General features: G+C 62.1%; 29 protein-coding genes. 14 read left to right on the top strand and 15 right to left on the bottom strand.

What is annotated here, in order from left to right; genetic code table 11:
* Window position 1 precedes the first annotated feature (1 nt).
* Window positions 2-967 carry an NAD(P)H-dependent flavin oxidoreductase gene (locus tag AWB78_RS35405; protein ID WP_062611339.1) on the top strand — a complete coding sequence of 322 codons (966 nt, stop codon included), beginning with the start codon at window positions 2-4 and terminating at the stop codon, window positions 965-967.
* A 57-nt stretch (window positions 968-1,024) separates the two neighbouring features.
* On the opposite strand, the gene AWB78_RS35400 is transcribed toward AWB78_RS35405, so the two are convergent.
* The 4 genes from AWB78_RS35400 to AWB78_RS35385 form a co-directional block, all read right to left on the bottom strand.
* Complete coding sequence (locus AWB78_RS35400; protein ID WP_062611337.1) at window positions 1,025-1,957, bottom strand: LysR family transcriptional regulator; 933 nt, start codon at window positions 1,955-1,957, stop codon at window positions 1,025-1,027.
* Between the two features lie 92 nt (window positions 1,958-2,049).
* On the bottom strand, window positions 2,050-2,388 hold the full coding sequence (gene uraH, locus AWB78_RS35395; RefSeq protein WP_062611336.1) for a hydroxyisourate hydrolase: 339 nt from the start codon (window positions 2,386-2,388) through the stop codon (window positions 2,050-2,052).
* A 38-nt stretch (window positions 2,389-2,426) separates the two neighbouring features.
* Window positions 2,427-2,951 carry a hydroxyisourate hydrolase gene (locus AWB78_RS35390; protein ID WP_062611335.1) on the bottom strand — a complete coding sequence of 175 codons (525 nt, stop codon included), beginning with the start codon at window positions 2,949-2,951 and terminating at the stop codon, window positions 2,427-2,429.
* 1 nt (window position 2,952) lies between these two features.
* On the bottom strand, window positions 2,953-4,293 hold the full coding sequence (locus tag AWB78_RS35385) for an MFS transporter (RefSeq protein WP_062611334.1): 1,341 nt from the start codon (window positions 4,291-4,293) through the stop codon (window positions 2,953-2,955).
* A gap of 288 nt (window positions 4,294-4,581) precedes the next feature.
* Between AWB78_RS35385 and AWB78_RS35380 the strand changes: the two genes are divergently transcribed.
* Window positions 4,582-5,529: a LysR family transcriptional regulator gene (locus AWB78_RS35380; protein WP_062611333.1), complete on the top strand. Its 948-nt coding sequence runs from the start codon at window positions 4,582-4,584 to the stop codon at window positions 5,527-5,529.
* A 131-nt stretch (window positions 5,530-5,660) separates the two neighbouring features.
* Window positions 5,661-6,185 (top strand): 2-oxo-4-hydroxy-4-carboxy-5-ureidoimidazoline decarboxylase, encoded by a 525-nt coding sequence (gene uraD, locus AWB78_RS35375; protein ID WP_062611332.1) that lies wholly within the window; start codon window positions 5,661-5,663, stop codon window positions 6,183-6,185.
* A 51-nt stretch (window positions 6,186-6,236) separates the two neighbouring features.
* On the opposite strand, the gene AWB78_RS35370 is transcribed toward uraD, so the two are convergent.
* A complete protein-coding gene (locus AWB78_RS35370; protein WP_063959064.1) occupies window positions 6,237-6,683 on the bottom strand; it encodes a YybH family protein in 447 nt (148 codons plus the stop codon).
* A gap of 182 nt (window positions 6,684-6,865) precedes the next feature.
* Window positions 6,866-7,402, bottom strand: a complete 537-nt coding sequence (gene hpaC / locus AWB78_RS35365; RefSeq protein WP_062611331.1) for a 4-hydroxyphenylacetate 3-monooxygenase, reductase component — start codon at window positions 7,400-7,402, stop codon at window positions 6,866-6,868.
* Between the two features lie 301 nt (window positions 7,403-7,703).
* On the opposite strand from hpaC, the gene AWB78_RS35360 reads away from it, so the two are divergent.
* On the top strand, window positions 7,704-8,336 hold the full coding sequence (locus AWB78_RS35360; protein WP_062611329.1) for a response regulator transcription factor: 633 nt from the start codon (window positions 7,704-7,706) through the stop codon (window positions 8,334-8,336).
* A gap of 18 nt (window positions 8,337-8,354) precedes the next feature.
* Here AWB78_RS35360 and AWB78_RS35355 read toward each other — a convergent pair whose 3' ends face one another.
* Genes AWB78_RS35355 through AWB78_RS35335 form a run of 5 tightly spaced genes read right to left on the bottom strand, consistent with a single transcriptional unit; the run spans window position 8,355 to window position 12,356 of the window.
* Complete coding sequence (locus tag AWB78_RS35355) at window positions 8,355-9,098, bottom strand: SDR family NAD(P)-dependent oxidoreductase (protein WP_062611327.1); 744 nt, start codon at window positions 9,096-9,098, stop codon at window positions 8,355-8,357.
* Window positions 9,099-9,110: 12 nt separating this feature from the next.
* The gene (locus tag AWB78_RS35350) at window positions 9,111-10,247 is read right to left on the bottom strand and encodes an amidase (RefSeq protein WP_062611326.1); all 1,137 of its coding nucleotides are present in this window, start codon (window positions 10,245-10,247) and stop codon (window positions 9,111-9,113) included.
* Window positions 10,244-10,762 carry a nuclear transport factor 2 family protein gene (locus AWB78_RS35345; RefSeq protein WP_062611324.1) on the bottom strand — a complete coding sequence of 173 codons (519 nt, stop codon included), beginning with the start codon at window positions 10,760-10,762 and terminating at the stop codon, window positions 10,244-10,246. The genes AWB78_RS35350 and AWB78_RS35345 overlap by 4 nt, the downstream gene beginning before the upstream one ends.
* Window positions 10,763-10,766: 4 nt before the next feature.
* On the bottom strand, window positions 10,767-11,144 hold the full coding sequence (locus AWB78_RS35340) for a hypothetical protein (protein ID WP_062611322.1): 378 nt from the start codon (window positions 11,142-11,144) through the stop codon (window positions 10,767-10,769).
* A 36-nt stretch (window positions 11,145-11,180) separates the two neighbouring features.
* Window positions 11,181-12,356, bottom strand: coding sequence for an acyl-CoA dehydrogenase family protein (locus tag AWB78_RS35335; protein WP_062611320.1), 1,176 nt, complete (start codon window positions 12,354-12,356; stop codon window positions 11,181-11,183).
* Between the two features lie 224 nt (window positions 12,357-12,580).
* Here AWB78_RS35335 and AWB78_RS35330 point away from each other — a divergent pair, with 224 nt between their 5' ends.
* A complete protein-coding gene (locus AWB78_RS35330; RefSeq protein WP_062611318.1) occupies window positions 12,581-14,050 on the top strand; it encodes a sensor histidine kinase in 1,470 nt (489 codons plus the stop codon).
* 15 nt (window positions 14,051-14,065) lie between these two features.
* Here AWB78_RS35330 and AWB78_RS35325 read toward each other — a convergent pair whose 3' ends face one another.
* Complete coding sequence (locus AWB78_RS35325; RefSeq protein WP_062611316.1) at window positions 14,066-14,566, bottom strand: aromatic-ring-hydroxylating dioxygenase subunit beta; 501 nt, start codon at window positions 14,564-14,566, stop codon at window positions 14,066-14,068.
* The gene (locus tag AWB78_RS35320) at window positions 14,563-15,846 is read right to left on the bottom strand and encodes an aromatic ring-hydroxylating oxygenase subunit alpha (RefSeq protein WP_062611308.1); all 1,284 of its coding nucleotides are present in this window, start codon (window positions 15,844-15,846) and stop codon (window positions 14,563-14,565) included. Before AWB78_RS35320 ends, AWB78_RS35325 begins: the two co-directional genes overlap by 4 nt.
* Before the next feature lie 160 nt (window positions 15,847-16,006).
* On the opposite strand from AWB78_RS35320, the gene AWB78_RS35315 reads away from it, so the two are divergent.
* Window positions 16,007-16,927, top strand: coding sequence for a LysR family transcriptional regulator (locus tag AWB78_RS35315; protein ID WP_062611306.1), 921 nt, complete (start codon window positions 16,007-16,009; stop codon window positions 16,925-16,927).
* Between the two features lie 2 nt (window positions 16,928-16,929).
* On the opposite strand, the gene AWB78_RS35310 is transcribed toward AWB78_RS35315, so the two are convergent.
* On the bottom strand, window positions 16,930-17,898 hold the full coding sequence (locus tag AWB78_RS35310) for a PDR/VanB family oxidoreductase (RefSeq protein ID WP_062611304.1): 969 nt from the start codon (window positions 17,896-17,898) through the stop codon (window positions 16,930-16,932).
* 70 nt (window positions 17,899-17,968) lie between these two features.
* Window positions 17,969-19,393 carry a spinster family MFS transporter gene (locus tag AWB78_RS35305; protein ID WP_062611301.1) on the bottom strand — a complete coding sequence of 475 codons (1,425 nt, stop codon included), beginning with the start codon at window positions 19,391-19,393 and terminating at the stop codon, window positions 17,969-17,971.
* 16 nt (window positions 19,394-19,409) lie between these two features.
* Between AWB78_RS35305 and AWB78_RS46980 the strand changes: the two genes are divergently transcribed.
* The 8 genes from AWB78_RS46980 to AWB78_RS35270 all read left to right on the top strand — a co-directional run bounded on the left by AWB78_RS46980 (window position 19,410) and on the right by AWB78_RS35270 (window position 24,884).
* Entirely contained in the window at window positions 19,410-19,670 is a 261-nt protein-coding gene (locus tag AWB78_RS46980) for a hypothetical protein (RefSeq protein ID WP_157697720.1), read from the top strand.
* A 178-nt stretch (window positions 19,671-19,848) separates the two neighbouring features.
* A complete protein-coding gene (locus AWB78_RS35300) occupies window positions 19,849-20,790 on the top strand; it encodes a helix-turn-helix domain-containing protein (RefSeq protein ID WP_062611299.1) in 942 nt (313 codons plus the stop codon).
* 221 nt (window positions 20,791-21,011) lie between these two features.
* Window positions 21,012-22,169 (top strand): amine dehydrogenase large subunit, encoded by a 1,158-nt coding sequence (locus tag AWB78_RS35295; RefSeq protein WP_062611297.1) that lies wholly within the window; start codon window positions 21,012-21,014, stop codon window positions 22,167-22,169.
* Between the two features lie 9 nt (window positions 22,170-22,178).
* Complete coding sequence (locus AWB78_RS35290) at window positions 22,179-22,736, top strand: MauE/DoxX family redox-associated membrane protein (protein WP_062611295.1); 558 nt, start codon at window positions 22,179-22,181, stop codon at window positions 22,734-22,736.
* Window positions 22,733-23,386 (top strand): methylamine dehydrogenase accessory protein MauD, encoded by a 654-nt coding sequence (mauD, locus tag AWB78_RS35285; protein ID WP_062611293.1) that lies wholly within the window; start codon window positions 22,733-22,735, stop codon window positions 23,384-23,386. The genes AWB78_RS35290 and mauD overlap by 4 nt, the downstream gene beginning before the upstream one ends.
* A gap of 39 nt (window positions 23,387-23,425) precedes the next feature.
* The gene (locus tag AWB78_RS35280; protein WP_061150888.1) at window positions 23,426-23,947 is read left to right on the top strand and encodes a methylamine dehydrogenase light chain; all 522 of its coding nucleotides are present in this window, start codon (window positions 23,426-23,428) and stop codon (window positions 23,945-23,947) included.
* Window positions 23,948-23,964: 17 nt separating this feature from the next.
* On the top strand, window positions 23,965-24,429 hold the full coding sequence (locus AWB78_RS35275) for a c-type cytochrome (RefSeq protein WP_374729512.1): 465 nt from the start codon (window positions 23,965-23,967) through the stop codon (window positions 24,427-24,429).
* Window positions 24,426-24,884 (top strand): c-type cytochrome, encoded by a 459-nt coding sequence (locus AWB78_RS35270; protein ID WP_062611290.1) that lies wholly within the window; start codon window positions 24,426-24,428, stop codon window positions 24,882-24,884. Before AWB78_RS35275 ends, AWB78_RS35270 begins: the two co-directional genes overlap by 4 nt.
* The last annotated feature ends 130 nt before the right edge of the window (window positions 24,885-25,014 follow it).

The following is a 25,014-nucleotide window of genomic DNA, read 5'->3' as shown; positions in this document are numbered from 1 at the left end:
CATGACTGCAATCCATCGAAAAGAACAGTCGCATGCTGTGACGGCACTTTGCGGTGTCCGATATCCGATCTTTCTCGCGGGCATGGCGGCGATCTCCGGCCCTAAGCTGGTCGCTGCGGTCGCGAATGCCGGCGCAATGGCTACGCTTGGCGGTCTGAGGCTGCCGCCGCTCGCGTTGCGTCGCTGGATCGGAGAGACGCGAACGCTGACGGATCAGCCCTTCGGCGTGAATCTCGTGCCGTCGTTCGGCGGACCGGATGTATTCGAAGCGCAATTTCAGGTGGTGCTTGAAGAAAAGCCGAAGATGCTTTCGCTTTTCTATGCGGAAGCCTATCCGGATATGATCAGACGCGCGCAAGACGCCGGGATGGTGGTGATGGTTCAGGTCGGCTCGGTCGAACTGGCGCGCCGGGCACTCGATAACGGCGCCGATATCATCACCGCGCAGGGCAGCGAAAGCGGCGGCCATTTGAATCGCGGCACGATCGGGCTGCTGTCCTTATTGCCTGGCATTCTTGCGATCGCGGGAAATACGCCCGTGCTCGCAGCAGGCGGCATCACGAACCGGCGCGATGTCGAAACGGTGATGAGCATGGGCGCGTCCGGCGTACTGGTGGGCACGGCGTTCGTGGCCTGCGAGGAATCCAACGCGCATCCGCTTTACAAGCAGAAGATCGTGGAGGCGACTGTCGACGATACCGAATACCGCACAGGCTATTCGTTCGGCTGGAAATATGGCACGCCGCACCGGGTCATGCCGAATCATGATCGCTGGAATGTGCTTCGATTCATGGGCGGTGGCGCGCGCATCGTCGACAAGCCGAAAATGGCGCAGAAGTTATCGCTTTATGCGGGGCAGGGCGTGGGTAAGATCGATCGCGTGATGCCCGCCGCCGAGCGTGTGGCCGAGCTCGCCAGGGGATTGAGTTTCGAGCGTGAAGGCGCATTGCAGCTTCGTTACGCTTGATTCGGTGCGATATGACGAAGTGCGCCCGCATTCGCATGCGGGCGCACTTATTTTCGTCTATACATTCACGCTATCCGCAAGCGTCAGTTCGGAACCGATATTCGAAGCCTCCATCCCATTGCCGAACTGTTCGTGCGCGAGGGCCAGCAGGGCTGATAAAGCCGGCGTCACCACGGCATCCTGATTGCGGATGAAGACCGTCGTCACATTGGCGAACGCGGGCGGAAGCGCGTGACATCGAACGGAACGCCTGCTGACGTGACGTTCGACCACCGCCTTCGGCAAGAGCGTAATGCCCATTCCCGCCGCGACGCACGACATGATTCCGTCCAGCGTGCCCAGTTCCATGATTTGCCCGGGGATGAGACCGGACTGATAAAACCATTGCTCGAGCGTCGAACGATAAAAGCAGCCGGTTCTGAACAAGAGCACCGTCTGCCGCGATATCTGTTCGATCAGCTGATCAAGCGAACGAAACTGCACGCTGCTCAGCAACGCGAGCTCCTCGCGAAACACTTCTTCCTGATGCAGCGCGGCATTCTGATGAAATCCGCCGACGAAAGCGCCATCGAGCCGATGGTTCTCCACTGCCTTGATAAGCTCGCTCGTCGTGCCGGTAATGAGCGAAAGCTGTACTTGCGGATATTTCTTGTGATATTTCGCGAGTACTTTCGGCAAGCGGATCGCAGCCGTGGTTTCCATGGAGCCGAGCCGCAGCGGGCCTTTCGGCGTGGTGGCATCGAGCATGGCGCTGCGGCTTTCATCCATCAGTTGCAATACGCGCCGTGCATAACCCAAGAATGTATGCCCTGCGGAAGTGAGCACCACACCGCCTTTGGAGCGCACGAACAATTGCTGGCCCAGTTCGCTTTCCAGCTCCTTGATGCGCATCGTGACATTCGACTGAACGTTGTGCACTTTCTCCGCCGCCGCGGTGAAGCTGCCCGTTTCGGCCACGGCGCAGAAGATCTTCAAGTGTCGAAGTTCCATCGATATGCCTCTTTATCATCGTGAATGATGCAGCGATTGCGTTTCCATTCTGATCGATGATGCAGGGCCTGTAAAGCAGAGCGAGCGGCGCCTCAACTCCCGCGATATGTACCGAAGCTCCACGGCGAGCACAGCAGCGGCACATGGTAGTGCTGCGCTGCATCCGCGAGTGTGAAGCGCACCGGCACGACATCCGCGAATACATCGGGCGTCTTGAAGTAGTCCGCCACCCAGAAGCGCAATTCGAAGTTGCCCGCGCGCGCCTGCGCGGCGGGGAGAATCGGCGCGTCGGTGCGGCCGTCGCGATTGGTGCGCGTGCGCGCGAGCAGCGTCGGCGGTTGCGTGCCGACGTCGAACAGTTCGATCTGCATGCCGGCGGCGGGCTTGCCGAGCGCGACGTCGAGTACATGCGTGGTGATGCCTGCGGCCATGATGTGTCTCCTGATCTCGCGTTTCGTTTATGGCCCGCTCAACTGCCGCGGTAATAGTTGTAGCTCCACGGCCCGAACAACACCGGCAAGTGAATGCGCTGGTTTGCGTCGGTGATGCGAAAGCGCAGCGGTATCTTCGAGAGAAAGAGCGGCTGCGGCAGATTTGCCTTGCGCGCGGCGAAATAGTCGTCCGCATGCAATAACAGTTCATACGTGCCCACGCGGTACGCATCGCCGATCAGAAGCGGCGGCTCGCTGCGGCCGCTCGCGGCGAGTGTGATCGTCTGCAATAGCTTCGATTTTCCGTCCTCGATCGCGAACAGGTCCACGCGCATGCCCGCCGCCGGCGTGCCGTGCCACGTGTCGAGACCGTGCATCGTGAGGCGCGGGCTCAGCCCGTCCTGTTGCACGGGGCCCGTCGTCTGGTTGGGCGCGGCCGCAGCCGGCGCGTCGGCGGCCAGTGCGGCCTTTGCCATCAACATGCTGCCGCCGAGCGCGACCGATTGCAGGGCAAAGCGGCGGCGGCTCACATCGAAAGCCGCGGAAGTGTCTTTGTCGCGCATGTCAGGCCTCTTGTTTGTTGCCGAGCTTGCGGATGCCGATGATGACCAGCACCGCGGCGATAACTTCGATGATGGCCACGAGATACAGACCGGTTGTTACCTTGCCTGTCGCATTCTTGATGAGGCCCATTGCGTAGGGCGCACCGAAGCCCGCGAGATTCGAAACGGAATTGATGAGCGCCACACCGATCGCCGCCGCGCTGCCCGCGAGATAACGGTTGGGCAATTGCCAGAACACGGGGATCGCGCTCATGGTGCCGACGAGCGATGCCGTCATGGCCAGCAATGCGATGACCGGCGAGATCTTGTCGAAGCCCATCAGCACGGCGAGCACGGCCATCGATATGCCGCCCACGATCGCCGCGCCGCTGAAGTGCCAGCGCACTTCATTGCTGCGATCAGAATGCGCGCCGTTGATGATCATGCCGGCCGCGCCACAAAGATAGGCGACTGCCGCGATCCAGCCGACGGCCATCGGCGTGCTCACGCCCACATCCTTGATGACGGTCGGAATCCAGAACGTCAGCGTCGAGTTAGCGCACAGCAGGCAGAAGAAGATCGCGATCAGGAGCCACACCTTGCGATTGGTGAAGAGCGAGCGCCAGTCGTGACCGCGTTCGCCCATCGCGGCATTGTCGCGTTGCAGGGCATCGAGCACGACGCGCTTTTCATCGTCGGACAGCCAGCGCGCCTGCTCGGGCTTGTCGGTCATGTAGAACCACGCGAAGATGCCGGCGAGCACGGACGGAATGCCTTCGAGAACGAAGAGCCATTGCCAGCCGTGCATGCCATGCACGCCGCCCATCGACGTCATGATCCAGCCCGCGAGCGGACCGCCGAGCACACCCGCGATCGCCGACGCCGACATGAACGTGCCGAAGGCCCGCGCGCGCCGTTGCGACGGATACCAGTACGTGAGATAGAGAATCACGCCGGGATAGAAGCCCGCTTCGAATGCGCCGAGCAGGAAGCGCAGCACATAGAACTGCGTGGGCGTGGTGACATGCGTTTGCAGCATGCAGATGATGCCCCAGCAGATCGTGATGCGCATGATCGTCTTTTTCGCGCCGATCTTTTGCAGCAGCATGTTCGAGGGCACTTCGAACAGGAAGTAGCCGATAAAGAATATGCCCGCCCCGAGGCCATAGACCGCTTCGCTGAAATGCAGCGAATCCAGCATCTGCAACTTGGCAAAGCCGATGTTCACGCGGTCCAGCCACGCGAGCACCCACAGCACGCCGAGAAACGGCAGCAAACGCCACGAGATCTTGCGATAGACGCTCGCTTCGGCGCTCTCGGCCTCGCTGGCGAATACCGGCATCTCCTGTTTGATGAGCGACATGGTTTCTCCTTTCCAGTCGGTTTGCGTCGCGCGGATACGGCCGTGCGACCGGTTGGAAGCAAGTATAGAAACGGCCGAAAAATCGGGAACAGGGGACGGGCCAATAAGCCCCATAGCAACACGTATATGGGTTGCAAAGCCTTATGCGACGCGGCTTCGCGCGTTTTCCAACGGCGCCTTTTCCCACCTATGGATTACCCTAGCGCCGCCGCCACGAATGAGTTATGCCGATGCTGGCTGGCAGAATAGCGGCGCAGCCAGGCGAACCATTCAGGCACGGAACTCACCATGAATCGCACCGACGATCCATTCGATACCTATCTGCTGCGCGTGCTGTGCACGCTGATCGGCGAGCGCAGCGTGTCGCGCACGGCTATTCGTATGAACCAGTCGCAGCCGGCCATCAGTTCGGCGCTCAAGCGGCTGCGCGCCATCTTCAACGACCCGCTGCTCACGCGCGAAAAGAACGTGATGGTGCCCACCGAGCGCGCGATCCAGCTCGCGCAGAGCGCGCAGGCCGCCTTGAGCGCGCTCGATAACCTGCTCGTATCCGACGATCATTTCGATCCCGCCACCACCGAGCAAAGCTTCACCGTGGGCATGCCCGACTATCTGGCGCCGCCCTTTTTCGCGCATGTCGTGCGCGAATTCAGGCGCGCCGCACCGCATGCGCGCATCGTCGCCGTGCCGCTCTCGGCCTCGTTCAATTACGAGCAAGGTCTTTCCGAAGGCTCGCCGGATATCGTCATCGGCAATTGGCCCAATCCGCCGGAGCACTTGCACTTGTCCGTGCTGCTCGAGGACGACGTGGTGTGTGTGGTGGCGCGCGACAGCGTCTACGCGCAATCAGGCAAGTTCGATGCTGAAGACTATCTGAGCGCGTCGCACATCGTGCCGGCGCCGTATTCACGCGATCAGCGCGGCGTCGTCGATACCGGGCTCAGCACCATGCGCGTGCATCGCGACAATCGCGTGAGCTGTCCGTACTTCAATCTCGCGCCCAGCCTGATTCCCGGCACCGATCTCATCCTCACGACGGGCCGTCATTTCGCCAACTATCACGCGCAACATCTGCCGCTCGCCGTGCTCGATCCGCCGATCGAGTTTCCATTCATGCGCTTTTATCAGCTGTGGCACCCGTCGCGGCATCGTTCGGCTTCGCATGTCTGGCTGCGCGGCATGCTGACGGCGGCCGCGCAGGAATTGCGCGCGCTGCGCGACATGCATCGTCAATAGGGCTATCGCGTTCTGTTATGTGGTCAATAGGATCGGCTGTCTCGCCGCTGCGGCGCGCGCTTCCTATACTCGGCACGAATCGCCAATCGACGCCAGGCGAATGCGGCGTGCCTTATAGGAGAAAGCAGTTCATGTCACAGTCGATCAATCTCGAACCGGTCAATGCGCTGGATCACTCGGCCTTCGTCGGCGCGTTCGCCAGCGTGTTCGAGCACTTTCCGCAGGCGGCGGAAGGCGCGTGGAGCGCGCGTCCGTTCGTCTCCGAAGCGGCGCTGCATGACGCGATGATGGACGTCATCCGCAAGCTCGACGCCAACGGCCAGCGCGCCTTTCTCAATCAGCATCCGCTGCTGTCCGGTGCGAACATCCGTTCGGGAACGATGACGGCGGATTCGGATGCCGAACAAAAGAGCGCCGGACTCGACGCGATGCCGGTCGAACAGGAAGCCGCGCTCGACCGGCTCAATGCGGCTTATCTCGAGCGGCACGGCTTTCCGTTCATCATTTGCGTGCGGCATTACACGCGAGAGGGCATATTCAGCGCGCTGGAACGACGTATCGGCCGCAGCACGCAGCAGGAGCTGGACGAGGCATTGGCGCAGATCGCGGCGATCACGCGCGGGCGTCTGAATGCGCGTCTTTCCGCGCTGAACTGATGCGCAAGCCCCCGGGCCTGAAGCCGCTTCAGGCCCGCAAGCGTGCTGCTGTCATGGCGCCGCGTTCCAGGTCTGCGCGGTCGTTCGCCACTTGCCGTCCGCGCCCTTCGTGAGCACTTTGAGCACGACGCCCTTATAAGGCGTCTTCTTGCCGTCCTTTTCCGCCACGGCGGTCCAGTTCGCCGTCTGATAGATCAGATTGCCGACGCGATTCGCCCGGACGACATCGATCGTATGATCGCGAAAGCCCGCGTCGAAGAGACCCTTATAGAACTTCTCGACATCGGCGCGTCCGGTGATGGTGGTTCCGTTCCCCGGCGATAACACCACCTTTTCGTCGTACATGGCGCCGAGCGCCCCGGCATCTCCCTTGTTGAAAGCCGCATTCCAGGCGGCATTTGCTTCGTCGATAACCTTGTCGTGCTGCGCGAAAACCGGTTGAGCCGCTACCAGCGCGAACAGCCCGCATGCACCCAATAGCCTGAAGGACTTGTTCATCACGTATCTCCAAGTGGCGAATAGGCAGACCTGGGCGATGCGTGATGACGTGCGGATGATGAAAAACGCGAGCACCGTGTGACGGCGCGATTATTCGATTTCCCTTTCACTCGCCTGTCTGCGCGTGGAGTATAGGTAGCGCTCTTCCTGTAATCAATTAACGCAGAATGGGCGACGACCCGTCACTGCGCCGCACAAACACGCGGCACGCGATGAAAGTTGCGATCGAAATAAATCAGGCTGTCGCCGTCGTCGCGCACGCGGATCGCGTGGGTTTCGACGAACATCACCGAGTGCGATCCCACTTCCTTCGCCTCGACGATGGTCCCTTGCAGGCTCGCCAGCGCGTCGCGCAAGACGGGCACACCGTTCTCGCCTTCGTCCCAGACGGGCAACGAGAAGCGCTCTTCCATCGACAGTTGCGTGAGGCCCGCGAAGTGCCGCGCGATCTGTTCGAGATGTCCAGGCAGTACGTTTACGCACACATTGCGATTGCCTGCGAACGCGGCATGCATCGCGCTCGACCGGTTGATGCAGACGAGCAGCGTGGGCGGCGCATCGGTGACCGAGCACACCGCGCTCGCGGTGATCCCGCAGCGGCCGTGCGCGCCGGTCGTCGTGATGACGTTCACCGCGGCGCCGAGATGGGACATGGCCTGGCGAAACTGCTTGCGCGCGTGATCGATATCGACGAGCGCGGGACGGGGCAGCGCGGACATAACGACGTCTCCTGTTCGATTCATTCTTCGGTTGTCCATCAAGGTGTATATCAAATCGTGATTCAAGCGTACGCGCTGAACCGCACAAAAAGAATCGGCACGATCCGCCGGCTTTCTCCGCGTCGTTACCGAACGCACTAAAGGTTTTACCTATCCCGCGCGATCGAGGTAAAGATGGGGCTTTCGAAGTGAATATCGGCTGGTTATCATTGCTTCTCCATAAGAACGAGACCTTGCGATGAGACAGCCGGTTAGCACGGCGCGCACGGTCCCTGAAGCGCGCATGACAAGAGCATCGGCCATGAATTCATCTGCTCCCGTGGTGTATATCGTCGACGACGACAACGGCATGCGCACGTCGCTCGCATGGCTGCTGGATTCGGTCGGCGTGAAGTCGGAAGGATTCGCCAACGCCGCCGATTTCCTCGATGCCTTCGACGTGAGCCGCCCCGCGTGCCTCGTGCTCGATGTGCGCATGCCCGAGATCAGCGGCTTCGACGTGCAGGCCGAGCTCAACCGCCGCGGCGCGACCCTGCCTATCATCTTCGTGAGCGGTCACGGCGATATTCCAATGTCCGTGCGTGCGCTTCAGCATGGCGCGATCGACTTCGTCGAGAAGCCATATAACTCGCAGCAAATGCTCGATCGCGTGCAACGGGCGATGAAGCTCGCCACGCAGCGGCACGCGAAAGACCAGCGGCAGCGCGAATTGCGCGAGCGCGTCGAATCGCTGACCGCGCGCGAGAAGGAAGTCTTGCGCGGCGTGATCGAAGGCAAGCCGAGCAAGCGCATTGCCGCCGATCTCTCGATCAGCGTGAAGACCGTCGACGTGCATCGCGCGAGCATCAAGGACAAGCTCGGCGCGGCATCCATCGCCACGCTCGTGCGCGACGTGCTCGAAGTGTGGAGCCCGCCGGACGACGAGCGGCCCTGACGCTACGTCATGCATGCGCTAACGCATGTAAAGCCCGCCGTTGACGTCCCAGCACGCGCCGTTTGCGAAATACGCATCGGGTGATGCGAGCAGCACGGCGATATCGGCGACGTAATCAGCCGAGCCCAGACGTCCCGCCGGAATGCCCGCGATAACCTTGTCGAGCCTGTCGGCGGGCACGCTCTCATGCACGATGGCGAGATCGAGCGGTCCCGGCGAAATCGCATTCACGGTCACGCCCTGCGCCGCGAGATCGCGCGCGAACACCTTGGTCAGCGTGATCGCGCCGCCTTTCGCGGCCGCATAGTGCGCGCCCGTCGCCGAGCCGCCGTTCTGCCCCGCAAGCGATGCGATATTGATGATGCGACCCGCGCCGCGATCCGCGAAGTACTGGCCGAGCACCTGACAGCCGAAGAGCACGCTGCGCAAATTGACGTCGATGACCTGATCGAACTGTTCCGCGGTGATCTCCATCACGGGCACGACCTTCGATGCGCCCGCGTTGTTGACGAGCACATCGATACGGCCCCAGCGTTCATGCACCGCATCGCGCGCGCGCTCGAAATCCGCTTTCGATGTGACGTCGAGCTTCAGCGCGAACGCGCTGTCTTCATCCGCGCTCAGTTCGCGTGCGAGCGCCTGCGTTGCTTCGATTGCGATATCGGCCAATGCGACCTTGTAACCCGCGGCATGGAAGCGGCGCGCGATTGCGGCGCCGAGTCCGCGTGCAGCGCCCGTGACGAGCGCGATTCTGTTGGACATCTTTGGGTTCCTTTATTGAACGAGCGCCGCTTCGATATGTGCGGCCACAGCGCATACCTTTTCATCCGCGCCTTTACGCCCGACGATCTGCAAGCCCGCCTTGAGCGATGCACCTTCGACCGGAAGCGGAAGACTCAACGCGGGATGGCCGCTCAGATTGAACGGCCTGATCAGCGACGACATCGCGATCACCGACGTGCCCGCGCGTGCTGCGTCGAGCGTGATCGGAAACGCGGGCAGGGTGGGGAGCACGAGCACGTCGACATCCGCAAGTGCGTGATCCACCGCTGCGATGAAGATGCGCCTCACGTTTTCCGCGGCATCGAGATCAGCGGACGTGGTGTTCAATGCCGCGCGCAGCCGCGCATCGAGATCCGCACCGAGCTTGCCCGTTTCGATGAGATGACCGAACGCATGCCACGTCTCCGCGTTGATGACCGCGAGACCGGCGCAGAAAGCGTCATGCATCGACGCGAGTTCGACGCCGCGTGACGCGAATCCCGCGCAACGCACGGCATGCTCGACGGCCTTGCGAATGCCCGCGTCCGCGTCGACGGCAACGATGCCGACACGCGCCTTCGATGCGTCGCGTCGCGCGCTGCCTGCATCGAACGATGGATCGATCGCGGACATCACATCGATCAGCACACGCATCTCACGCGCGAACGGACCGACGCAATCGAGCGTCGTTTCGACGGGCGCCACACCGCGACGCGACACGCGGCCAAAGGTGGGCTTCAATCCGGTCACGCCGCAGCATGCGGCAGGGCCGCGCACGGAGCCGCCGGTGTCGGTGCCGAGCGCGGCATCGACGAGACCGAGCCCGACAGCCGAAGCCGAACCGCTCGACGATCCGCCCGGAATGCGCGCGGCGTCCTGCGGATTGCGCGGCGTGCCGGTGAAGTCATTGATACCGGTCATGCCGAACGCGAGCTCGTGCATGTTGGTTTTGCCCGTTATGCGCCAGCCCGCATCGAGCAGGCGCTGGACGACATCGGCGTGTTCTGCCGCAGCGACCGTATCCGCGAGCGCGCGGCTCGCGGCCGTGGTCGCATGTCCTGCGATATCGATGCTGTCCTTGATCGCGATGGTCGGCGCGTCGGCGCAATCGTGCGCGCACAGATCGAACTCACTGATGTATGCGCTCATGCCTTCGTCTCCTTGCGAGGGTTCACGTGCCAGGGCGCGTCGAAGAGACGCTCGGTGCGGAAGTGTCGAATCAGCCACGCTCGATCCGCATCGTGCGCGGAAGGCACGAAGTCGATCTCGAGCCGCGCGGCGATGAGTTCCGCCTTCTCATCGGCATAACCTGATGCCTGCAGCATGATCCACCGGCCGCTGGCGCTATCGCCATTAACCTCGATATGCTCCGACGTCAGAAAATGCACGTTGGTGGCGAAGTGCGGTATGGGTGGCAGATAGCGTTGCAGCATCGCGATGATCTCCGCACGCCCTTGCAGGCGCCCGAACTTATGCGCGTATTGCGGGCCGATGCCTTCCCACACGGCGTCATTCGTAAAGAGCGCGGCGAGCGATTCGCCATCGAGCGCCACGCAAGGCACGTCGCACAAGGCCATATAGCGCGCGATGGTCTTGCGCACTTCGTTCTGCGCTTCGAGTGCGGCGATGCGCGTCAGCAACGCATCGATCGTGGTTTGCGTCATGGCGTCAGGCGTTATTGGCTGCGGCGGGCGGAACCGTGAGCGCGCGTCCCACGCGCGCCTCGATCTTTCCATAGCGCCACAAGTTATAGTCGCCGACGGGCGTCGTGCGATAGAGATTGCACACGGCAACGGCCGTATCGAAATCGGCGACATCGGCCATGATGTAGAAGGTCCACGGCGCGCCATCGGACTGGCCGACGACGAGGCGATCGTCATCCATCACGCCCAGCACACGCACGTTGTCCATGGCTTCAATAGCGGCCAGCATCTTGCCGTAGGCTTGCCATACTTCGCCGATCTGCTCGCGCGGCAGGTCGAAGAAATTCTGCGTGACACCGCAGCAGAACAGTACGCGCAACGGCAGGTTTCGGTTTTCGGTCATGAAGCGTTACTCCTTTTGTTATGCGATGAAAATGGATCAGAGATAGCCGGGAATCGGCGGCACGCCGACGAACACCGCGCCCGCGCCGTCGTAATTGCCTTCGCCGAGGAAGGCGTGTTGTGTGACGACCATCGCGTCGCGCATCAGGCGTTGGAGCGGGTGCGTGCGATAGATCGCCATCGTTCCGCCCAGCCGATAGGCGCGATTCACGACATCCGCACCTTCGCGCGCGATCTGCGTCGCGGAAAGACGCAGCAGGCTGACCTGATCGGGCGTGACTTCATGGCCCGCGAGAATCGACTGCCACACGCTGTCGGTCGATTCATAGAAGAACGCGCGAGCGGAGCGCAGTTGCGCTTCCGCCTTGGCAAGCTCGATGCGGTAATACGCGCGGTCCGCGAGTTGCGGCGCGCCGGTTGTCGTCTTGCGGCCACCGGCCATCTGGTTCGCGACGTCGAGCGCGGCGCGCGCGAGACCGAGGTTCACGACGGCGAGCACTTGCGCGGCATAGGCGATGGTCGGATAGCGATAGAGCGGTTCGTCGACGGTCGGTTCGCCGCCGCGCACGAAGGTCCAGTCCTCCGCGACGAACTGGTCCGTCACGCGCAGATCGTGACTGCCCGTGCCTTGCATGCCGACGACGTTCCAGTTCTCCACGATCTCCACTTGCGCGGGACGAAACACGGCCGTGCGCGGCTTGCCCGGTGCTTCGCCCGGCTTTCCCGTGCCGATGCCGACACCGAGCCAGTCCGCGCCCTTGCAGCCGCTTGCGAACTTCCACGTGCCGTTCACGCGATAGCCGCCCGGCGCGGGTTGCGCGTTCTGCACGGGAAAGAGTCCGCCCGCGAAGACCTGATCGGGGCCGTCGGCATAGATCGCGGCTTGTGTGGCGAGCGGCAAGGCGGCGAGATAGAGATTCGCGGAGCCGAAGCTTGCAACCCACGCGGCCGATCCGTCCGCGACCGCAATGCGCTCGATCATGTGAAGGAACTCGCCGGGCGAGCGCGCATCGCCGCCGAAGCGCTTCGGTGTCGCGGCGCGATAGATGCCGACGCGCTTCAACTTCGCGATGACATCGCGCGGCACATGCGATAGCCGGTCGAATTCATCGCGGCGTTCTGCGATCTCGGCGATCACATCGTCGAGGGTCAGGGTATCTATTTGATCGGACAGATCATCGCGGATAGCGACGGCGGTCGCGGAAGCTGACATGGGGACGTCTCCTTTTCGTTCGTATGACTCACATGGATGAATGAGGGCGCTTTCGAGCCGCACGCTTTGATGCCAGTCTAGAAACGCAAAAAGACGGACACAATTGGGAAGGCGTGTGTGTTGTCTGGTGAAGCACCCGAGGTATCTAAAGAAATCTTTAGGGGCGTCCGGCACGAGCCGATGCTATGGTTAGCGTTGCAATCCTGTATTTCTCGCACCTCGCCATGAACTTTCCCGCCGAAGACGATTTCCACCGCCTGCTCGATGCATTGACGCAATGCGTGCTTCTGCATGACGCAAAGACGAAGGCCATCGTCTGGGCGAATCGCGCAGCTTGTGTTGCGCTCGGCTTTTCGGTGGAGGAGTTGCTGCCGCTCAAGGCGCACGACATGACGCGCGATGACATCAGATACCGGCGCGAAATCGCCGTGAATGCGATGGATCGCTCGGTCACGGACGGTCCGCAAAGTTATGAGTGGTGTTATCGCTCGCGTGCGGGCGTCGACATGTTGTCGGAAGCCATTGCGACCTATGTGCCGCTTTCCGAGCGCGCCGTGGTGATGGTGCAGTTCCGCGATATCAGCGCTGAGGAAGCGATGCGCCAGAAGCTGCGCCGCTATGAGGCGCGCTTGCGCGAATACATGCAGGATCTCGGCGAGGGCGTCGCGGTGCTCACGCCGCGCGGCAAGGTCGGCTTCATCAGCGAATCGGGACGGCGCGTGCTGGGCGTGGCGAGCGATGCGCCGCTCGGCGTCGCGCTCGACTATTGCACGAAAGAAGATCGCGACCGGCTGATTGCGCAGTTGCGCAGTGCGACGCGCCAGCATTCGACGCCCGCGCAGCGCTATGCAATTACGCGCCGCGACGGAGCGAAGCGATGGCTGCGCATCACGTGCAGGCGCATCGACATCGAGGATGGCATCCTGGTCCACTTTCGCGATATCAGCGATGAAGTCGCGATAGAAGAAGCGCGCCGCAACGAAGCGCGCATGCTCGAATACGCGGGCCGTTACAACGCGATGGGCGAGATGTCGACGGCGATCGCGCACGAGCTGAGCCAGCCGCTCGCCGCCGTGCGCAATTTCATCGAGGGCGCGATTCAGCGGCTCTCGCAGCCCGATTCCATCGACAGCGCGATCTGGGGCCTGCGCGCGGCGGACCGGCAAGCGGAGCACGCGGCGCATATCATCAAGAGCGTGCGCGAGTTCATCGTGAAGCGGGAGCCCGTCGAATCCGAGGCGGATCTTCGCGACGTGCTTGCGGACGTCGCCTACTTCATTCAGTTGCGCGCGCGTGACGAAGGCGTGACGGTCAGAATCGAACAATGGCGCGAGCCACTGCCGATACGCTGCGAGCGCGTGCTGGTCGGTCAGGTGATCCTCAATCTGGCGTTCAACGCGGTCGAGGCGCTTGCGGGCGCGAAACCGTCGACGGGCATCGTCACGCTCGCCACCGCGAAGAACGGGACCGCCGCCGAGCTCCATGTGATCGACAACGGTCCGGGCGTGCCCGACGATGCGCTCGACCGCCTTTTCGACGGGTTCTCTTCGTCGAAAGCGGGCGGCAACGGCATCGGCTTGTCGCTGTGCAAGAACATCGTGTCGCGCCATGAAGGACGCATCTGGGCGCAACGCGCAGCAGGCGGCGGTCTCGAATGCTGCTTCGCGTTGCCCTTGTCCCGTGATCCGGCGTGACACGACATTCGGCATTCAGAGCAGAAAGCCGATTGCGCTCAATGCCTCAGTGGAATCGATCAGGCGGATAACTTTCTCGACGAGTTTCGGTTCGCCGCTCGCCATGCTGATCTTGTGCGTGAGATCGGCGGCGAAGATCGTCGACACGCCGCGCTTGTACGCGACGATCACCTGCGACGATTTCACTTCCACCACATCGGCGCTATCGCTCGATAAGGTGAAGCGCGAAACGGTGCGGACCGTGCGCGCCGCATCCGACGCGGACGCCGAATAGCCGGACGTCATCCGCTGCACGCGCTTTTCGCGCATGTCCTGATCGTCGTAGGCATAGTTGAGCGTCGCGGCGTAGTCGGTCGTGTCCGGATCGATCGGCACCACATAGAAGCCCGACGGCTCCCACAGAGCGAGCCATGCACGATAGTCGCGACGGTCCAGCAATTCGGCCTCGCGCCAGATGAATTCGATCGCGCGCGCGAAGATCTGTTGAGAGAAGAGTGCGTTGCGATCGTCCATCATGCCTGCTCCATCATTGCGCGCCATTGCTTGTAGGCTTCACGCATGCCGGTTTCATCCGTGGCGTGCGCGGTCTTTTCTCCGTTCGGTGCTGTCGTCTCGCGATTCAGGCCGCGATTCACGAGAATCGGCACATCGGGGCCCGCATGCGAGCCGCGCTGCACGCGCTCCCATGCTTCGGCGTCGTCGGGGCTGCCGAAGCCGAACGGGCCCTGGAAATGCTCGTGAATGCGCAGGCGCACGCGATTCGCTTCTTCCGGTCCGCCGTCCATTGCGAGCGCGACGTGGCGAATCTCCGTCTCTGCCGCGGATATGGGCCGCAGCACGCGGAAGAACGCCATCGAAAGCGCCAGATTCGGAAAGAGATTCAGATTGAAGCCCACGCCCATCAGCGAGCGCACGATACGGCGCACTTCCTCGGGCGTATGTTTCTCGGCGAGCTTCGCGGCGAGATCGTTGAAGCGCTCGGGCAAGGGCGCGCCGTCGTCCTTGTCGAGATCGACGATCTCCGGCACCAGAACCGCGAGGCTATGCCCATTGCCGAGCGAACGGCAGAACGCGTCGTCGCTCGTCATGAAGCTCGTGATGGCCGCGGCGGTTTCATCGTCGATGGATTTCATCCACGATTTATGCACGACGGGGAAGTGATAAAGATCGGTCGTGTTCTCGAGCTGGATCTTCCAGTTGCCCTTGAACTTGAACTTGTGCTCGCCGTTGGCCTTGATCGGATAACCTGCGCCTTGTTTCATGAAAAGATCGATCCAGGGCTTGGCGCCGCCGAGGAAATCCTCGAGCGGTTCGATTGCCTCGTTGAAGCTCGCGAAAATCAAGCCCTTATAGATTCCGACGCGCAGTTTCTTGAGCGGCAGATCGCCTTTCTCGCATACGCCTTCATAGCCGTCGCCATAGGGCAATGCGCGCAGCGTGCCGTCGAGCGCATAAGACCAGCTGTGATAGGGGCACGTGAAGCCCTTCGCATTGCCTTTGTGCTCCTCGCACACGGTGGCGCCGCGATGGCGGCAACGGTTCTGCAGCACGTGCACCGCGCCGCTCTTGTCGCGCACGACGATTACCGGCTGGCGGCCGATGGTCGTCGTGACGAAATCGCCGGGTTTTGGCAATTCGCTTTCATGCGCGACCCAGATCCATGTTTTATAGAAGATGCGCTCGAGTTCGGCTTCGAAGAGATCGGGATCGTAATAGAGCGACGGCGCGATGCGGTCCGCTTGCGCGCGGCTGCCCAGCGCGCTCGTGTCGATGATTTGAGTGGTCGGCATACTCATCGGTTCGATGTGGGGTTGGGTTGATCGGCTAACACGAGGATGTCGATGTAGATCGGCGCATCCTCTCGTTGACATCAGTCTCGCTTTGCGAGGATCATGCGTCAAATCGATTAAAAAACGGTTGTCCGATAAATCCCGTCGATATCTTGAGAGTTCCCCGATGACGTCCCTCGATCATGTCGATCTCAATCTGCTGCGCGTTTTTCAGGCGATCGTGGAAGAGCGCAGCCTCACCAAAGCCGGCGAACGGCTGGCGCTTTCGCAACCCGCCGTGAGTTATTCGCTCGGCCGCTTGCGCACGCTTTTCGACGACACGCTCTTCATCCGCACGCGCGCGGGCATGCAGCCGACGCCCGTCGCGCTGGAACTCGCCGAGATCGTCGGTCGCGCGCTCGATACCGTGCGCGAAGCGTTGCGCTTCGCAGAGCGCTTCGATGCATCGACGAGCAATCGCACGTTTCGTCTTTCGCTTTCCGATGCAGGGGAAATGGCGTTTTTGCCGGCAATCTGCCAGGCGTTGCACGAGGCCGCGCCGCGCGTGAAGCTGCTGGTGGAGCCTTTGCCCGTTGAGGAAATCGAGGAGGCGCTGCGGTCGAGCCGGCTCGACTTCGCCATCGGCAATCTGCCTGCGCTATTGCCGCGCACGCGTCACGCGCTGCTTTTCGAGGAACCGTATGTGTGCATGACGAGAAAGCGCAAGGGCTTGCCCGTGGGCGAGACATTGAAACTCGATCAGTTTCTTTCGGCTTCGCATGTGCAGGTGCGTTCGCTCGAACATAGCCACCATGCGCTCGACGATGCGTTGCGCGCGCAAGGCGTCGGACGCAATATCGCGCTTGCGCTTCCGCACTTCGTCGCCGTGCCCAGCGTGCTCGCGGTGACGGATCTGTTCGCGACGCTGCCCGAGCGGCTCGCGCATATCCTCAATCGCGACGATGCATTCCGCATCTATGCGTTGCCGGTGCAATTGCCGAAAGCCGCCGTGACAATGCACTGGCACGAGCACTTTCACGAGGACGAAGGCATCGCGTGGATGCGCGGCCTGATGACCGACATCCTCACGGGCTTCGAGAAACTGTGATCTCAGAGATCGAGCACGAGCACCGGCGAGCGCGAGCGGGACACGCAACAGCAGATCACGCTATTGCTCGCGCGTTCCGCCTTGCTCAGGCAATGGTCGCGATGCTCCGGCTCGCCGCTCACGACATCGACCATGCAGGTGCCGCACACGCCTTCGCCGCATGACGTATCCACTTCGATGCCTATCGACGCAAGCGCGTCGACGATCGAGGTCGAGGCATCGACGCGCACGGTTTTGCCGCTGCTCGCGAGCTGTACGTCGAATGTATCGAGTGAACTATCCGTTTGCGCTTGCGGCTCGGCCTTGAAGCGTTCGAGATGAATGGCATCGGCGGGGAGGCGCTTTTGTGCGGTCTCCACCACGACATCCATGAACGGTGCCGGCCCACAGGTATAAACGTGCGCCCCCTTGTCCGCATCGCGCAATGAGGCATCGAGTTCATCGGGCAAGCCTTCACGCTCGACGCCGAAATGCAGCTTCACGTGCTTGTCGAACGGTGCGCGCGCAAGCAGCGGCAGAAAGGCCGCATGTGTCTCATTGCGGGCGAAATAGTGCAGCGTGAAGGGCGCGCCGATTGCGACGAGGCGATAAGCCATCGACAGCAGGGGCGTGATGCCGATGCCCGCGCCGATCAGGATATGCTCGCTCGCGCTTTCTTCGAGCCTGAACAGATTGCGCGGCGCACCGATGGACAGCTCGCTGCCCACGCGCACCTCGTCATGCAGCGAGCGCGAGCCGCCGCGCGACTGCGCTTCCTTCTTCACCGCGAAGAGATGCGATTCGCGGCGTGCCGGATCGCCGCACAGCGAGTATTGGCGCGTGACGCCCGAGGGACTCGTCACGTCGATATGCGCGCCCGGCTCGTAGACGTCGAAGGGCATTCCATCGAGACGCGAGACGCTGAATGAGCGCACGCCGTGCGCTTCCTCGCACAACGCGTCGACGCGAACTTTGAAGGTTTGAGCTTGCATGATGCCTTTCCTGTGTGTTCTAGGGACGATGCGTCGAGCGTAACGTCCCGCGTCGGATAAGCAAAATAGATTAAAAAGCGCGATTGGCATCAATGCCGCGGATATCATCGGGCGCGTTTTCGCGTGCGTCCACGACATCGCGCGTTACGCGCGCTTCACGCGCTTCGCGATCCAGGCTCGATCGATACTGCCTGCACCCGATGAAGAGCAGCAGCACGGCAAGCACGATCGCCACCGCGTTGATGACGGCCATCGAATGGCCGACGGCGAGCGGTGAGCCGAACACCTTGTCGGTGATGAGCGCGACGAGCGTCGTGCCGAGCCCCAGCCCGATCAGGTTCGACACGAGCAGGAACATCGCCGAGATCTGCGCGCGCATCTGATTGGGTGCGAGCGCCTGCATCGCGGCGGCGGACGTCGGAAGCGGGAACGAAGCGAAGAACATCGCCGCGACGAGCCATGCGAGCGATGCATTGAGGCGCGTCGTCTGCGTGAAGGCGATCGCCGGAACGAGCATGCACGCCGCGCCGATCCACGCGGCGCGCATCGGTGCATCGGCGCGGCCGCGTCGCAGCAGCCAGTCGTTGAGCCAGCCGCCGCAGAACACGCCCGTCGTGTTGGCGATGAGCATCACGATGCCGAGCATATAGCCCGTCTCCACCGGTGTGAGGCCGAAGCGGCGCATATAGAATGCGGGCGTCCAGCCCATCAGGCAATAGAGCGCCATCGCATAGAACGAGAAGCCGATGTAATGGCAGAAGAAGGTCTTGCGATGACTCGCGATGAAACGCAGCGCATCGCCCATCGCGACACGCCTGATCTTGCCCGTGCCGTCCTGCGCGAGTCCTTTGCGCGCGGGATCGCGCACGGTCAGCATGAAGACGAACGCGACCAGCAGACCCGGCAGGCCGACGATAAAGAACGTGAGCTGCCACGCGCGTATTTCACCGATCACGGGCAGTGTGAAAGCGCTCGCGTGCTTGAGCAGCGCGATCACATAACCGCCGACGAGAAACGCGATGCCGCCGCCGATGAACGAGCCGAGCGAGTAGATGCCGATCGCGCGGCCCATCTTTTCCTTGGGAAAGTAATCGGCGATCATCGAATAGGTTCCGGGTGAAAGCGCCGCTTCGCCCACGCCGACGCTCATGCGCGACACGAACATATGCACGAAGCTCTGGCTCAGGCCGCACGCCGCCGTCGCGATGCTCCACAACGCGATGCCCGTCGCGATGATGCGCGGGCGCGCGAAGCGGTCCGCGAGATACGCGATAGGCATGCCCATCACCGCGTAGAAGAGCGAGAACGCGAAGCCGTGCAGCAGGCTGAATTGCGTATCGGTGAGATGCAGGTCGCGCTTGATCGGCTCGATCATGAGCGCGAGCACCTGGCGGTCGATGAATGAAAATACATAGGCCAGCATGCAGATCACGACGACATACCATTCGTACGTATAGCGTTTGCCTTTTGGCTTGATGGTGCTTGGGGAATGCATCGTGTGTCTCCGATGAATGCTGGTCTTTGGACGCGCGCAGACATTCGCGCGGGCCAGCGCCGCGCGAATGCGAGTCGGATGTGGGTTCCGTGCCGATACTTTCGAAAGCTTTCGCCTGGCGGGCAGTGTCGATGCGCCGGATATCCGCGTCAAATTCGCCGAAAAGGGATCGGGTTATCAGCGCGGCAAATGTGAAGCGACTATCGGCGCGCCTTATCGACGAATGCGTTTTTGGCTGATTTGCCCCGGCGGACAGTTGAATGCAGACTTAAAGTAATGTCTGAAGTACGCGCGATTGTGCGGGTGCCTACGCATGCGCGCGCGCGTTTTTCAATCATGCATTTCTAGCATTGCGCGACGCGCGACACACGAGAACAATCACAAAGCTTGACGCCAAAAAATCGAAAGTCCATAAGCAGTCGCATCGATGGCGACGCAAGTAGCAGGAGGAGGGCATGTACGCCAACTATGAAACCTTCGAGGATGCCGACCATCACGCGCACGCGCTGACGGGTTGGGAGCAGCGCTACGACCAGGTTGGCGAGGGCGCGTTTCGCAGCACGGTGAAGCAGGTTTCGGTGGCGGGCGTGCAGGTTTTTCAGGAGTCTGCGAACGTTCGTATCGTTCAACGTGGACAATTGCCGGCGGGTTCCGTCACCTTCGGTCTGGTGCTGGGCGGCGGTGCGCCGTTTTCGTTTCAGGGCGTAAGGGTCGATGAGAATGCGCTGGTCGTCGCACCGGGCGCCAGGGAATTTCTGCTGCATTCACCGCCCGATATGTCGATGCTCGGCATCGCGATCGATTCGAGTCTGCTCGCCGCAGCGGCGGACGCGGCCGGCATCGATGTCCAGGACGAAATCCTCAGCCGGCAAGTCCTGAGCATTCCCGGCGTCGCCGGCGCACGCGCGGGAAAGCGCATCATCGCGGCGGTCGAGACCGTGCTCGCGGACCCCGATCCTTTTTCTTCCGGCGATGGCGCGCATCGCTTCACGCAGACCGTGACGGACAGCATTCTGGATCTGCTGACCTTTCATGTGCCGAGTCACGAGGATCGCCTCACTTACGCGTGCCGCGCCGATGTCGTGCGGCGCGCGCATGAGCTCGTGCTTGCGCGTCCCGAGGAGCCGATTTCGGTTCTGGATCTGTGCGAGAAACTGCGCGTGAGCCGCAGGACCGTCCAAAACAGCTTTCAATCCGTCACGCAGATGAATCCGGTGAGCTATCTGCGCGCCGTGCGTCTCGCGCAGGTGCGACGCCTGCTGACCACGACATCGCAAAGCGAAATGCCGGTGCGCGAAGCCGCGATGCGCTGGGGATTCTCCAACCTCGGCCATTTCGCGGGCGATTACAAAAGCCTGTTCGGCGAGCTTCCTTCTCAAACGCTGCGCGCCCGCTGAAGCGCAGCGCATTTCCTTTCTGACGATTGCAAGCCGCATCGGCGCGGCTCGAATCGGCATTTCCCTTTCAAAAATCCAGGCTGCTGAGCCGCGTGAGCGCGCGTCTCTGTCGGCTCCCTTTCGAATGCTCCATTTCGGCACGCACGCTCTGCCGGTTCCGAAGTGCTCTTTTTTATTGTCGTCTTTAGAGTCAGTTCGACGATAAACAAGGAGGAGCACAGATGGAGCTGAGACGGCTGGCCGCCGCGATGGGGGCCTTATTGTATGGACTGCTTGCGTGTCAGTCACACGCGGGCGCGGCCGAAAAGCCGGAAGAACTGACGGTGGCGAAGATGCCGCCGTTCAGCCCGCATCGCGTGTTTGTGGCAGACGTGTCGTTCGCGAGCATGACCGATGCGCGCGTTCACGTCTTCGACGGCGACACGAAGCGCTTCATCGGCGAGATCGATGCCGGCTTCGCACCGGGCTTCGCGATTTCGCCCGATCACAAGACGAGCTATGTCGCGACGACGTACTTCGCGCGCGGCAGCCATGGCGCACGCACGGACGTGGTCGAGATCATCGACAACGCGACGCTCGAAGTGACCAGTGAAATCGAAATCCCGGCCAAGCACGGTCAGGCGGTGCCGACGCCTTACAACACGAACCTGTCGCAAGACGGCAGCCGTTTGTATGTGTCGAACATCACGCCGTCGACGTCCGTCACGGTGATCGATACGGCCGCGAAGAAGGTCGTCGGCGAGATCGATACCGACGGCTGCGTGCTCGCGTACCCGAGCGGCAACGATCGCTTCTCCGCGCTGTGCGAGAGCGGCAAGGCGCTCACGATCAAGCTCGATGCGGCGGGCAAGGAAGCGAGCCGAAAGCTCTCCGAGGCGTTCATCGATGTCGACAAGGACCCCGCCTTCGTCAACGCAGTCCGCGACGGCAACCAGTACGTGTTCACGACCTTCAACGGCAACGTGCGCACGGCAGACTTCTCCGGCGATGCGCCGGTGTTCGGCACGTCATGGCCCTTGCTGAGCGCTCAGGAACGCAAGGCGGGCTGGCGCCCCGGCGGCTTGCAGCAGACCGCGCTGCATGTGGCGAATCACCGCCTGTACGTGGCGATGCACAAGGGCCCGGACGGCTCGCACAAGGAGCCGGGCACGGAAATCTGGGTCTACGACACCGAAAGCAAGAAGCGCGTGGCGCGCTGGGATCTCGCGAAGCAGAAGATCGATCCGCTGCTCGCGATTCAGGTCAGCAGCGACGAAAAGCCCTTGTTTTACGGCCTCACGCCGACGTCCGATCTCGTCGTGATGGATGCGACGACCGGCAAGCGCCAGCACGTCGAGAAGCAGCTCGGCACGACGTCGACGCTGCTGCTCAATCCTTGAGGTGACACGATGATCGATCCAGTCATTCTCATGGTGTGCATCGCGTCCGCGACGATCATCGCGCTCGCGAGCGCTGTGCCCAAGTGGCGCGAGCCGTCGCGTTTTCGTGCATCGCTCGACGGGTTCGCGCTGCTGCCGTCGTTTGCGGTGACGCCCTTGTCGTTCGTGTTTCCGCTGCTCGAAACCGCGGGTGCCATCGGCTTGCTGTTCGCCGATACGCGCATGCCCGGCGCCATCGCGCTGATCGCGCTCTTCACGCTCTTCGGCGCGGCGCTCGCGATCAACGTGCTGCGCGGTCATACCGATATCGATTGCGGCTGCTCCGGCTTCATCGCCGCGCGCGCATCGGAACGCACGCCGAAGTCGATCGGCTGGTGGCATGTGGCGCGCGCGCTCATGCTCGCCGCGCTCGCCGCCGCCGCGCTCGTTCCCGCAACCGGCCGCGCGCTCGTCGGGTTCGACTATCTGAGCGCAGGCGCCTGCACGCTTTTCGCCGTCGCCGCGTGGTTCACGCTCGACGTGCTGCTGGTCAATCTTCCCAAGCTCGATTCTCTGAGGAATTCATGATGCAAACCGCCCTGATGATTTCGGCCGCACTGTCGTGGGCCGCTTTGCTCGCGCTCGGCGCGATCTGTCTCGCACTCGTTCGCCAAGTCGGCATTCTCTATGAACGCATGATGCCCGCGGGCGCACTGATGATCGACAAAGGCCCGGCAGTCGGCGCCATTGCACCGGTGTTCGAGCTCGGCGATATCGCCGGCCGTGCGGTGAAGGTCGGCGGCCTGTCGAACTCGAAGCGCAACACGCTCGTGTTCTTCCTTTCGCCGACGTGCCCGGTCTGCAAGAAGCTGCTGCCCTTGCTGCCGTCGATCCAGGCGCGCGAAGGCTCGGTCGACATCGTGCTCGCCAGCGATGGCGAATTCGAAGAACACGCCGCGTTCTATCGCAAGTCCGGTCTTTCGCAATACCCGTATGTGCTTTCGCAAGAGCTGGGTCTTTCTTATCAGATCGGCAAGCTGCCTTATGCGGTTCTGCTCGACGAAGAAGGCAAGGTCCGCGCGAAGGGTCTCGTGAATACGCGTGAACATCTGGAAAGCCTGTTCGAAGCAAAGGAACGCGGTGTCGCCTCGCTGCAGGAGTTCGTCCACGGCAAGCACGACGATCACGAACATCATGAACATCACGAACATCAGGGCCAGGTCGGGCAGCACGCCTGAAGACGCCAATAAATCATTCATTCATACAGGTGAGCGTTCATGAAATGGCTGGATTCATTCTTCGAACATAAGGCGCGCGGCGTCGCGCAGCGCAGCTCGCGCCGCAGCGCGATGGCGAAGCTCGGCAAGGTATTGGTCGGATCGGCGATGGTGCCGCTCCTGCCGGTGGATCGCACCGCATACGCGACGGAGCCGAAGAAGCCCGGTTCATCGACAAGCGATGATCCGACGAGCTGCGACTACTGGAAGTATTGCGCGATCGACGGCTGGCTTTGCAGCTGCTGCGGCGGCACGTCGAGCAGCTGCCCGCCGGGCACGACGCCTTCGCCGATCACGTGGATCGGCACCTGCCGCAATCCGCATGACGGGTCCGATTACATCGTCTCGTACAACGACTGCTGCGGCAAGACGAGTTGCGGACGCTGCTTCTGCAATCGCAACGAACGCGAAAAACCGCTCTACAAGCTCTCGCTCAATAACGACATCAACTGGTGCATGGCGAACGGCAATTCGAACTACCACTGCTCGGTATCGGTCCTGCTGGGAGCGGCAACGCAATGAAGACGGCAAGTGTAGTGATGACGGCGCTCGTCATGAGCGCCATGAGTCTCGCATCGCAGGCGTTCGCGCAAACGGTGCATTACCCCGGCGGCAAGTCGACGTTCGACGGCAAGTGCGCGGTGTGTCATCAGGCGGGCGGCAAGGGTATGGACGGTCTCGCGCCGCCGCTCGTCGAGTATCCCGGCAAGTATGCGGGTTCGCCGGATGGCCGCGCGCAACTCGGACATACCGTGATGTACGGCATGTTCGGGCCGATCAAGGTCAAGGAGAAGAGCTACAACTTCAAGATGCCGAGCTTCGCATCGCTCTCCGATGAAGAGATCGCCGACGTGCTGAATTACGTCGTGTTCGATCTCAACGCGCAGCACGGTTCGGCCAAGCCCTTCGACGCCGTCGAGGTCAAGGCCTGGCGCGCGGCCCCGCTCGATCAGACCGCCGTGCATCAGCGGCGCGATGCGGTCGTGAAGGGCCTCGGGCTATGAAGCCGCGCGCGGCCCTCGTCGCCGCGATGCTCGCCGCGCTTTCGATGGCGGCCGCATCGCAGGCGCAAGCGTACGACGCGGCACGGGCGCGTCAGGACTGGGTGCTCAACTGCATGGGATGCCACACGGCCGACGGCTCGGGCATTCCCGGCAAGGTGCCCGCATTGCGCGAGTCGCTCGGCCATTTCGTTTCGCTTCCCGAAGGCCGCCAGTTCGTGATGCGCGTGCCCGGCGCGGCCAATTCGGCATTGAACGACGCGGAGCTCGCCAACGTCCTGAACTGGCTGCTCGCAACGATGAACGCGCAGTCGCGGCCCGCATCGTTCAAGCCTTATACGGCGGAAGAGATCGCGGCCCATCGACGTCCCGCGCTCACCGATGTCGCGCGCACGCGCACGAAGCTCGTGAAGGAATTGCAGGAGAACGGCGTGAACGCCGTCCCGGAACATTACTAGTCTCACTGTGTCATAAAAAATAGCGACTTCCATCTTCATTTCAGTTCATAATGAGGATTCCATATTTATTAGTGGGCTGCAATGGAAAATCTAGCGAAGTTTGATCGCTACATCGAGCACCTGTGTGCGG

Origin of the sequence: Caballeronia calidae (genome assembly GCF_900044055.2) — a bacterium.
Lineage (GTDB): Bacteria > Pseudomonadota > Gammaproteobacteria > Burkholderiales > Burkholderiaceae > Caballeronia > Caballeronia calidae.
This window is presented reverse-complemented; position numbering and strand designations above follow the sequence as displayed.

What these genes read in the sequence shown, in the direction of transcription:
- AWB78_RS35405 (WP_062611339.1), top strand. Translation starts at nt 2, where the DNA reads ATGACTGCAATCCATCGAAAAGAACAGTCGCATGCTGTGACGGCACTT.
- AWB78_RS35400 (WP_062611337.1), bottom strand. Translation starts at nt 1,957, where the DNA reads ATGGAACTTCGACACTTGAAGATCTTCTGCGCCGTGGCCGAAACGGGC.
- uraH (WP_062611336.1), bottom strand. Translation starts at nt 2,388, where the DNA reads ATGGCCGCAGGCATCACCACGCATGTACTCGACGTCGCGCTCGGCAAG.
- AWB78_RS35390 (WP_062611335.1), bottom strand. Translation starts at nt 2,951, where the DNA reads ATGCGCGACAAAGACACTTCCGCGGCTTTCGATGTGAGCCGCCGCCGC.
- AWB78_RS35385 (WP_062611334.1), bottom strand. Translation starts at nt 4,293, where the DNA reads ATGTCGCTCATCAAACAGGAGATGCCGGTATTCGCCAGCGAGGCCGAG.
- AWB78_RS35380 (WP_062611333.1), top strand. Translation starts at nt 4,582, where the DNA reads ATGAATCGCACCGACGATCCATTCGATACCTATCTGCTGCGCGTGCTG.
- uraD (WP_062611332.1), top strand. Translation starts at nt 5,661, where the DNA reads ATGTCACAGTCGATCAATCTCGAACCGGTCAATGCGCTGGATCACTCG.
- AWB78_RS35370 (WP_063959064.1), bottom strand. Translation starts at nt 6,683, where the DNA reads ATGAACAAGTCCTTCAGGCTATTGGGTGCATGCGGGCTGTTCGCGCTG.
- hpaC (WP_062611331.1), bottom strand. Translation starts at nt 7,402, where the DNA reads ATGTCCGCGCTGCCCCGTCCCGCGCTCGTCGATATCGATCACGCGCGC.
- AWB78_RS35360 (WP_062611329.1), top strand. Translation starts at nt 7,704, where the DNA reads ATGAATTCATCTGCTCCCGTGGTGTATATCGTCGACGACGACAACGGC.
- AWB78_RS35355 (WP_062611327.1), bottom strand. Translation starts at nt 9,098, where the DNA reads ATGTCCAACAGAATCGCGCTCGTCACGGGCGCTGCACGCGGACTCGGC.
- AWB78_RS35350 (WP_062611326.1), bottom strand. Translation starts at nt 10,247, where the DNA reads ATGAGCGCATACATCAGTGAGTTCGATCTGTGCGCGCACGATTGCGCC.
- AWB78_RS35345 (WP_062611324.1), bottom strand. Translation starts at nt 10,762, where the DNA reads ATGACGCAAACCACGATCGATGCGTTGCTGACGCGCATCGCCGCACTC.
- AWB78_RS35340 (WP_062611322.1), bottom strand. Translation starts at nt 11,144, where the DNA reads ATGACCGAAAACCGAAACCTGCCGTTGCGCGTACTGTTCTGCTGCGGT.
- AWB78_RS35335 (WP_062611320.1), bottom strand. Translation starts at nt 12,356, where the DNA reads ATGTCAGCTTCCGCGACCGCCGTCGCTATCCGCGATGATCTGTCCGAT.
- AWB78_RS35330 (WP_062611318.1), top strand. Translation starts at nt 12,581, where the DNA reads ATGAACTTTCCCGCCGAAGACGATTTCCACCGCCTGCTCGATGCATTG.
- AWB78_RS35325 (WP_062611316.1), bottom strand. Translation starts at nt 14,566, where the DNA reads ATGATGGACGATCGCAACGCACTCTTCTCTCAACAGATCTTCGCGCGC.
- AWB78_RS35320 (WP_062611308.1), bottom strand. Translation starts at nt 15,846, where the DNA reads ATGAGTATGCCGACCACTCAAATCATCGACACGAGCGCGCTGGGCAGC.
- AWB78_RS35315 (WP_062611306.1), top strand. Translation starts at nt 16,007, where the DNA reads ATGACGTCCCTCGATCATGTCGATCTCAATCTGCTGCGCGTTTTTCAG.
- AWB78_RS35310 (WP_062611304.1), bottom strand. Translation starts at nt 17,898, where the DNA reads ATGCAAGCTCAAACCTTCAAAGTTCGCGTCGACGCGTTGTGCGAGGAA.
- AWB78_RS35305 (WP_062611301.1), bottom strand. Translation starts at nt 19,393, where the DNA reads ATGCATTCCCCAAGCACCATCAAGCCAAAAGGCAAACGCTATACGTAC.
- AWB78_RS46980 (WP_157697720.1), top strand. Translation starts at nt 19,410, where the DNA reads ATGCTGGTCTTTGGACGCGCGCAGACATTCGCGCGGGCCAGCGCCGCG.
- AWB78_RS35300 (WP_062611299.1), top strand. Translation starts at nt 19,849, where the DNA reads ATGTACGCCAACTATGAAACCTTCGAGGATGCCGACCATCACGCGCAC.
- AWB78_RS35295 (WP_062611297.1), top strand. Translation starts at nt 21,012, where the DNA reads ATGGAGCTGAGACGGCTGGCCGCCGCGATGGGGGCCTTATTGTATGGA.
- AWB78_RS35290 (WP_062611295.1), top strand. Translation starts at nt 22,179, where the DNA reads ATGATCGATCCAGTCATTCTCATGGTGTGCATCGCGTCCGCGACGATC.
- mauD (WP_062611293.1), top strand. Translation starts at nt 22,733, where the DNA reads ATGATGCAAACCGCCCTGATGATTTCGGCCGCACTGTCGTGGGCCGCT.
- AWB78_RS35280 (WP_061150888.1), top strand. Translation starts at nt 23,426, where the DNA reads ATGAAATGGCTGGATTCATTCTTCGAACATAAGGCGCGCGGCGTCGCG.
- AWB78_RS35275 (WP_374729512.1), top strand. Translation starts at nt 23,965, where the DNA reads ATGACGGCGCTCGTCATGAGCGCCATGAGTCTCGCATCGCAGGCGTTC.
- AWB78_RS35270 (WP_062611290.1), top strand. Translation starts at nt 24,426, where the DNA reads ATGAAGCCGCGCGCGGCCCTCGTCGCCGCGATGCTCGCCGCGCTTTCG.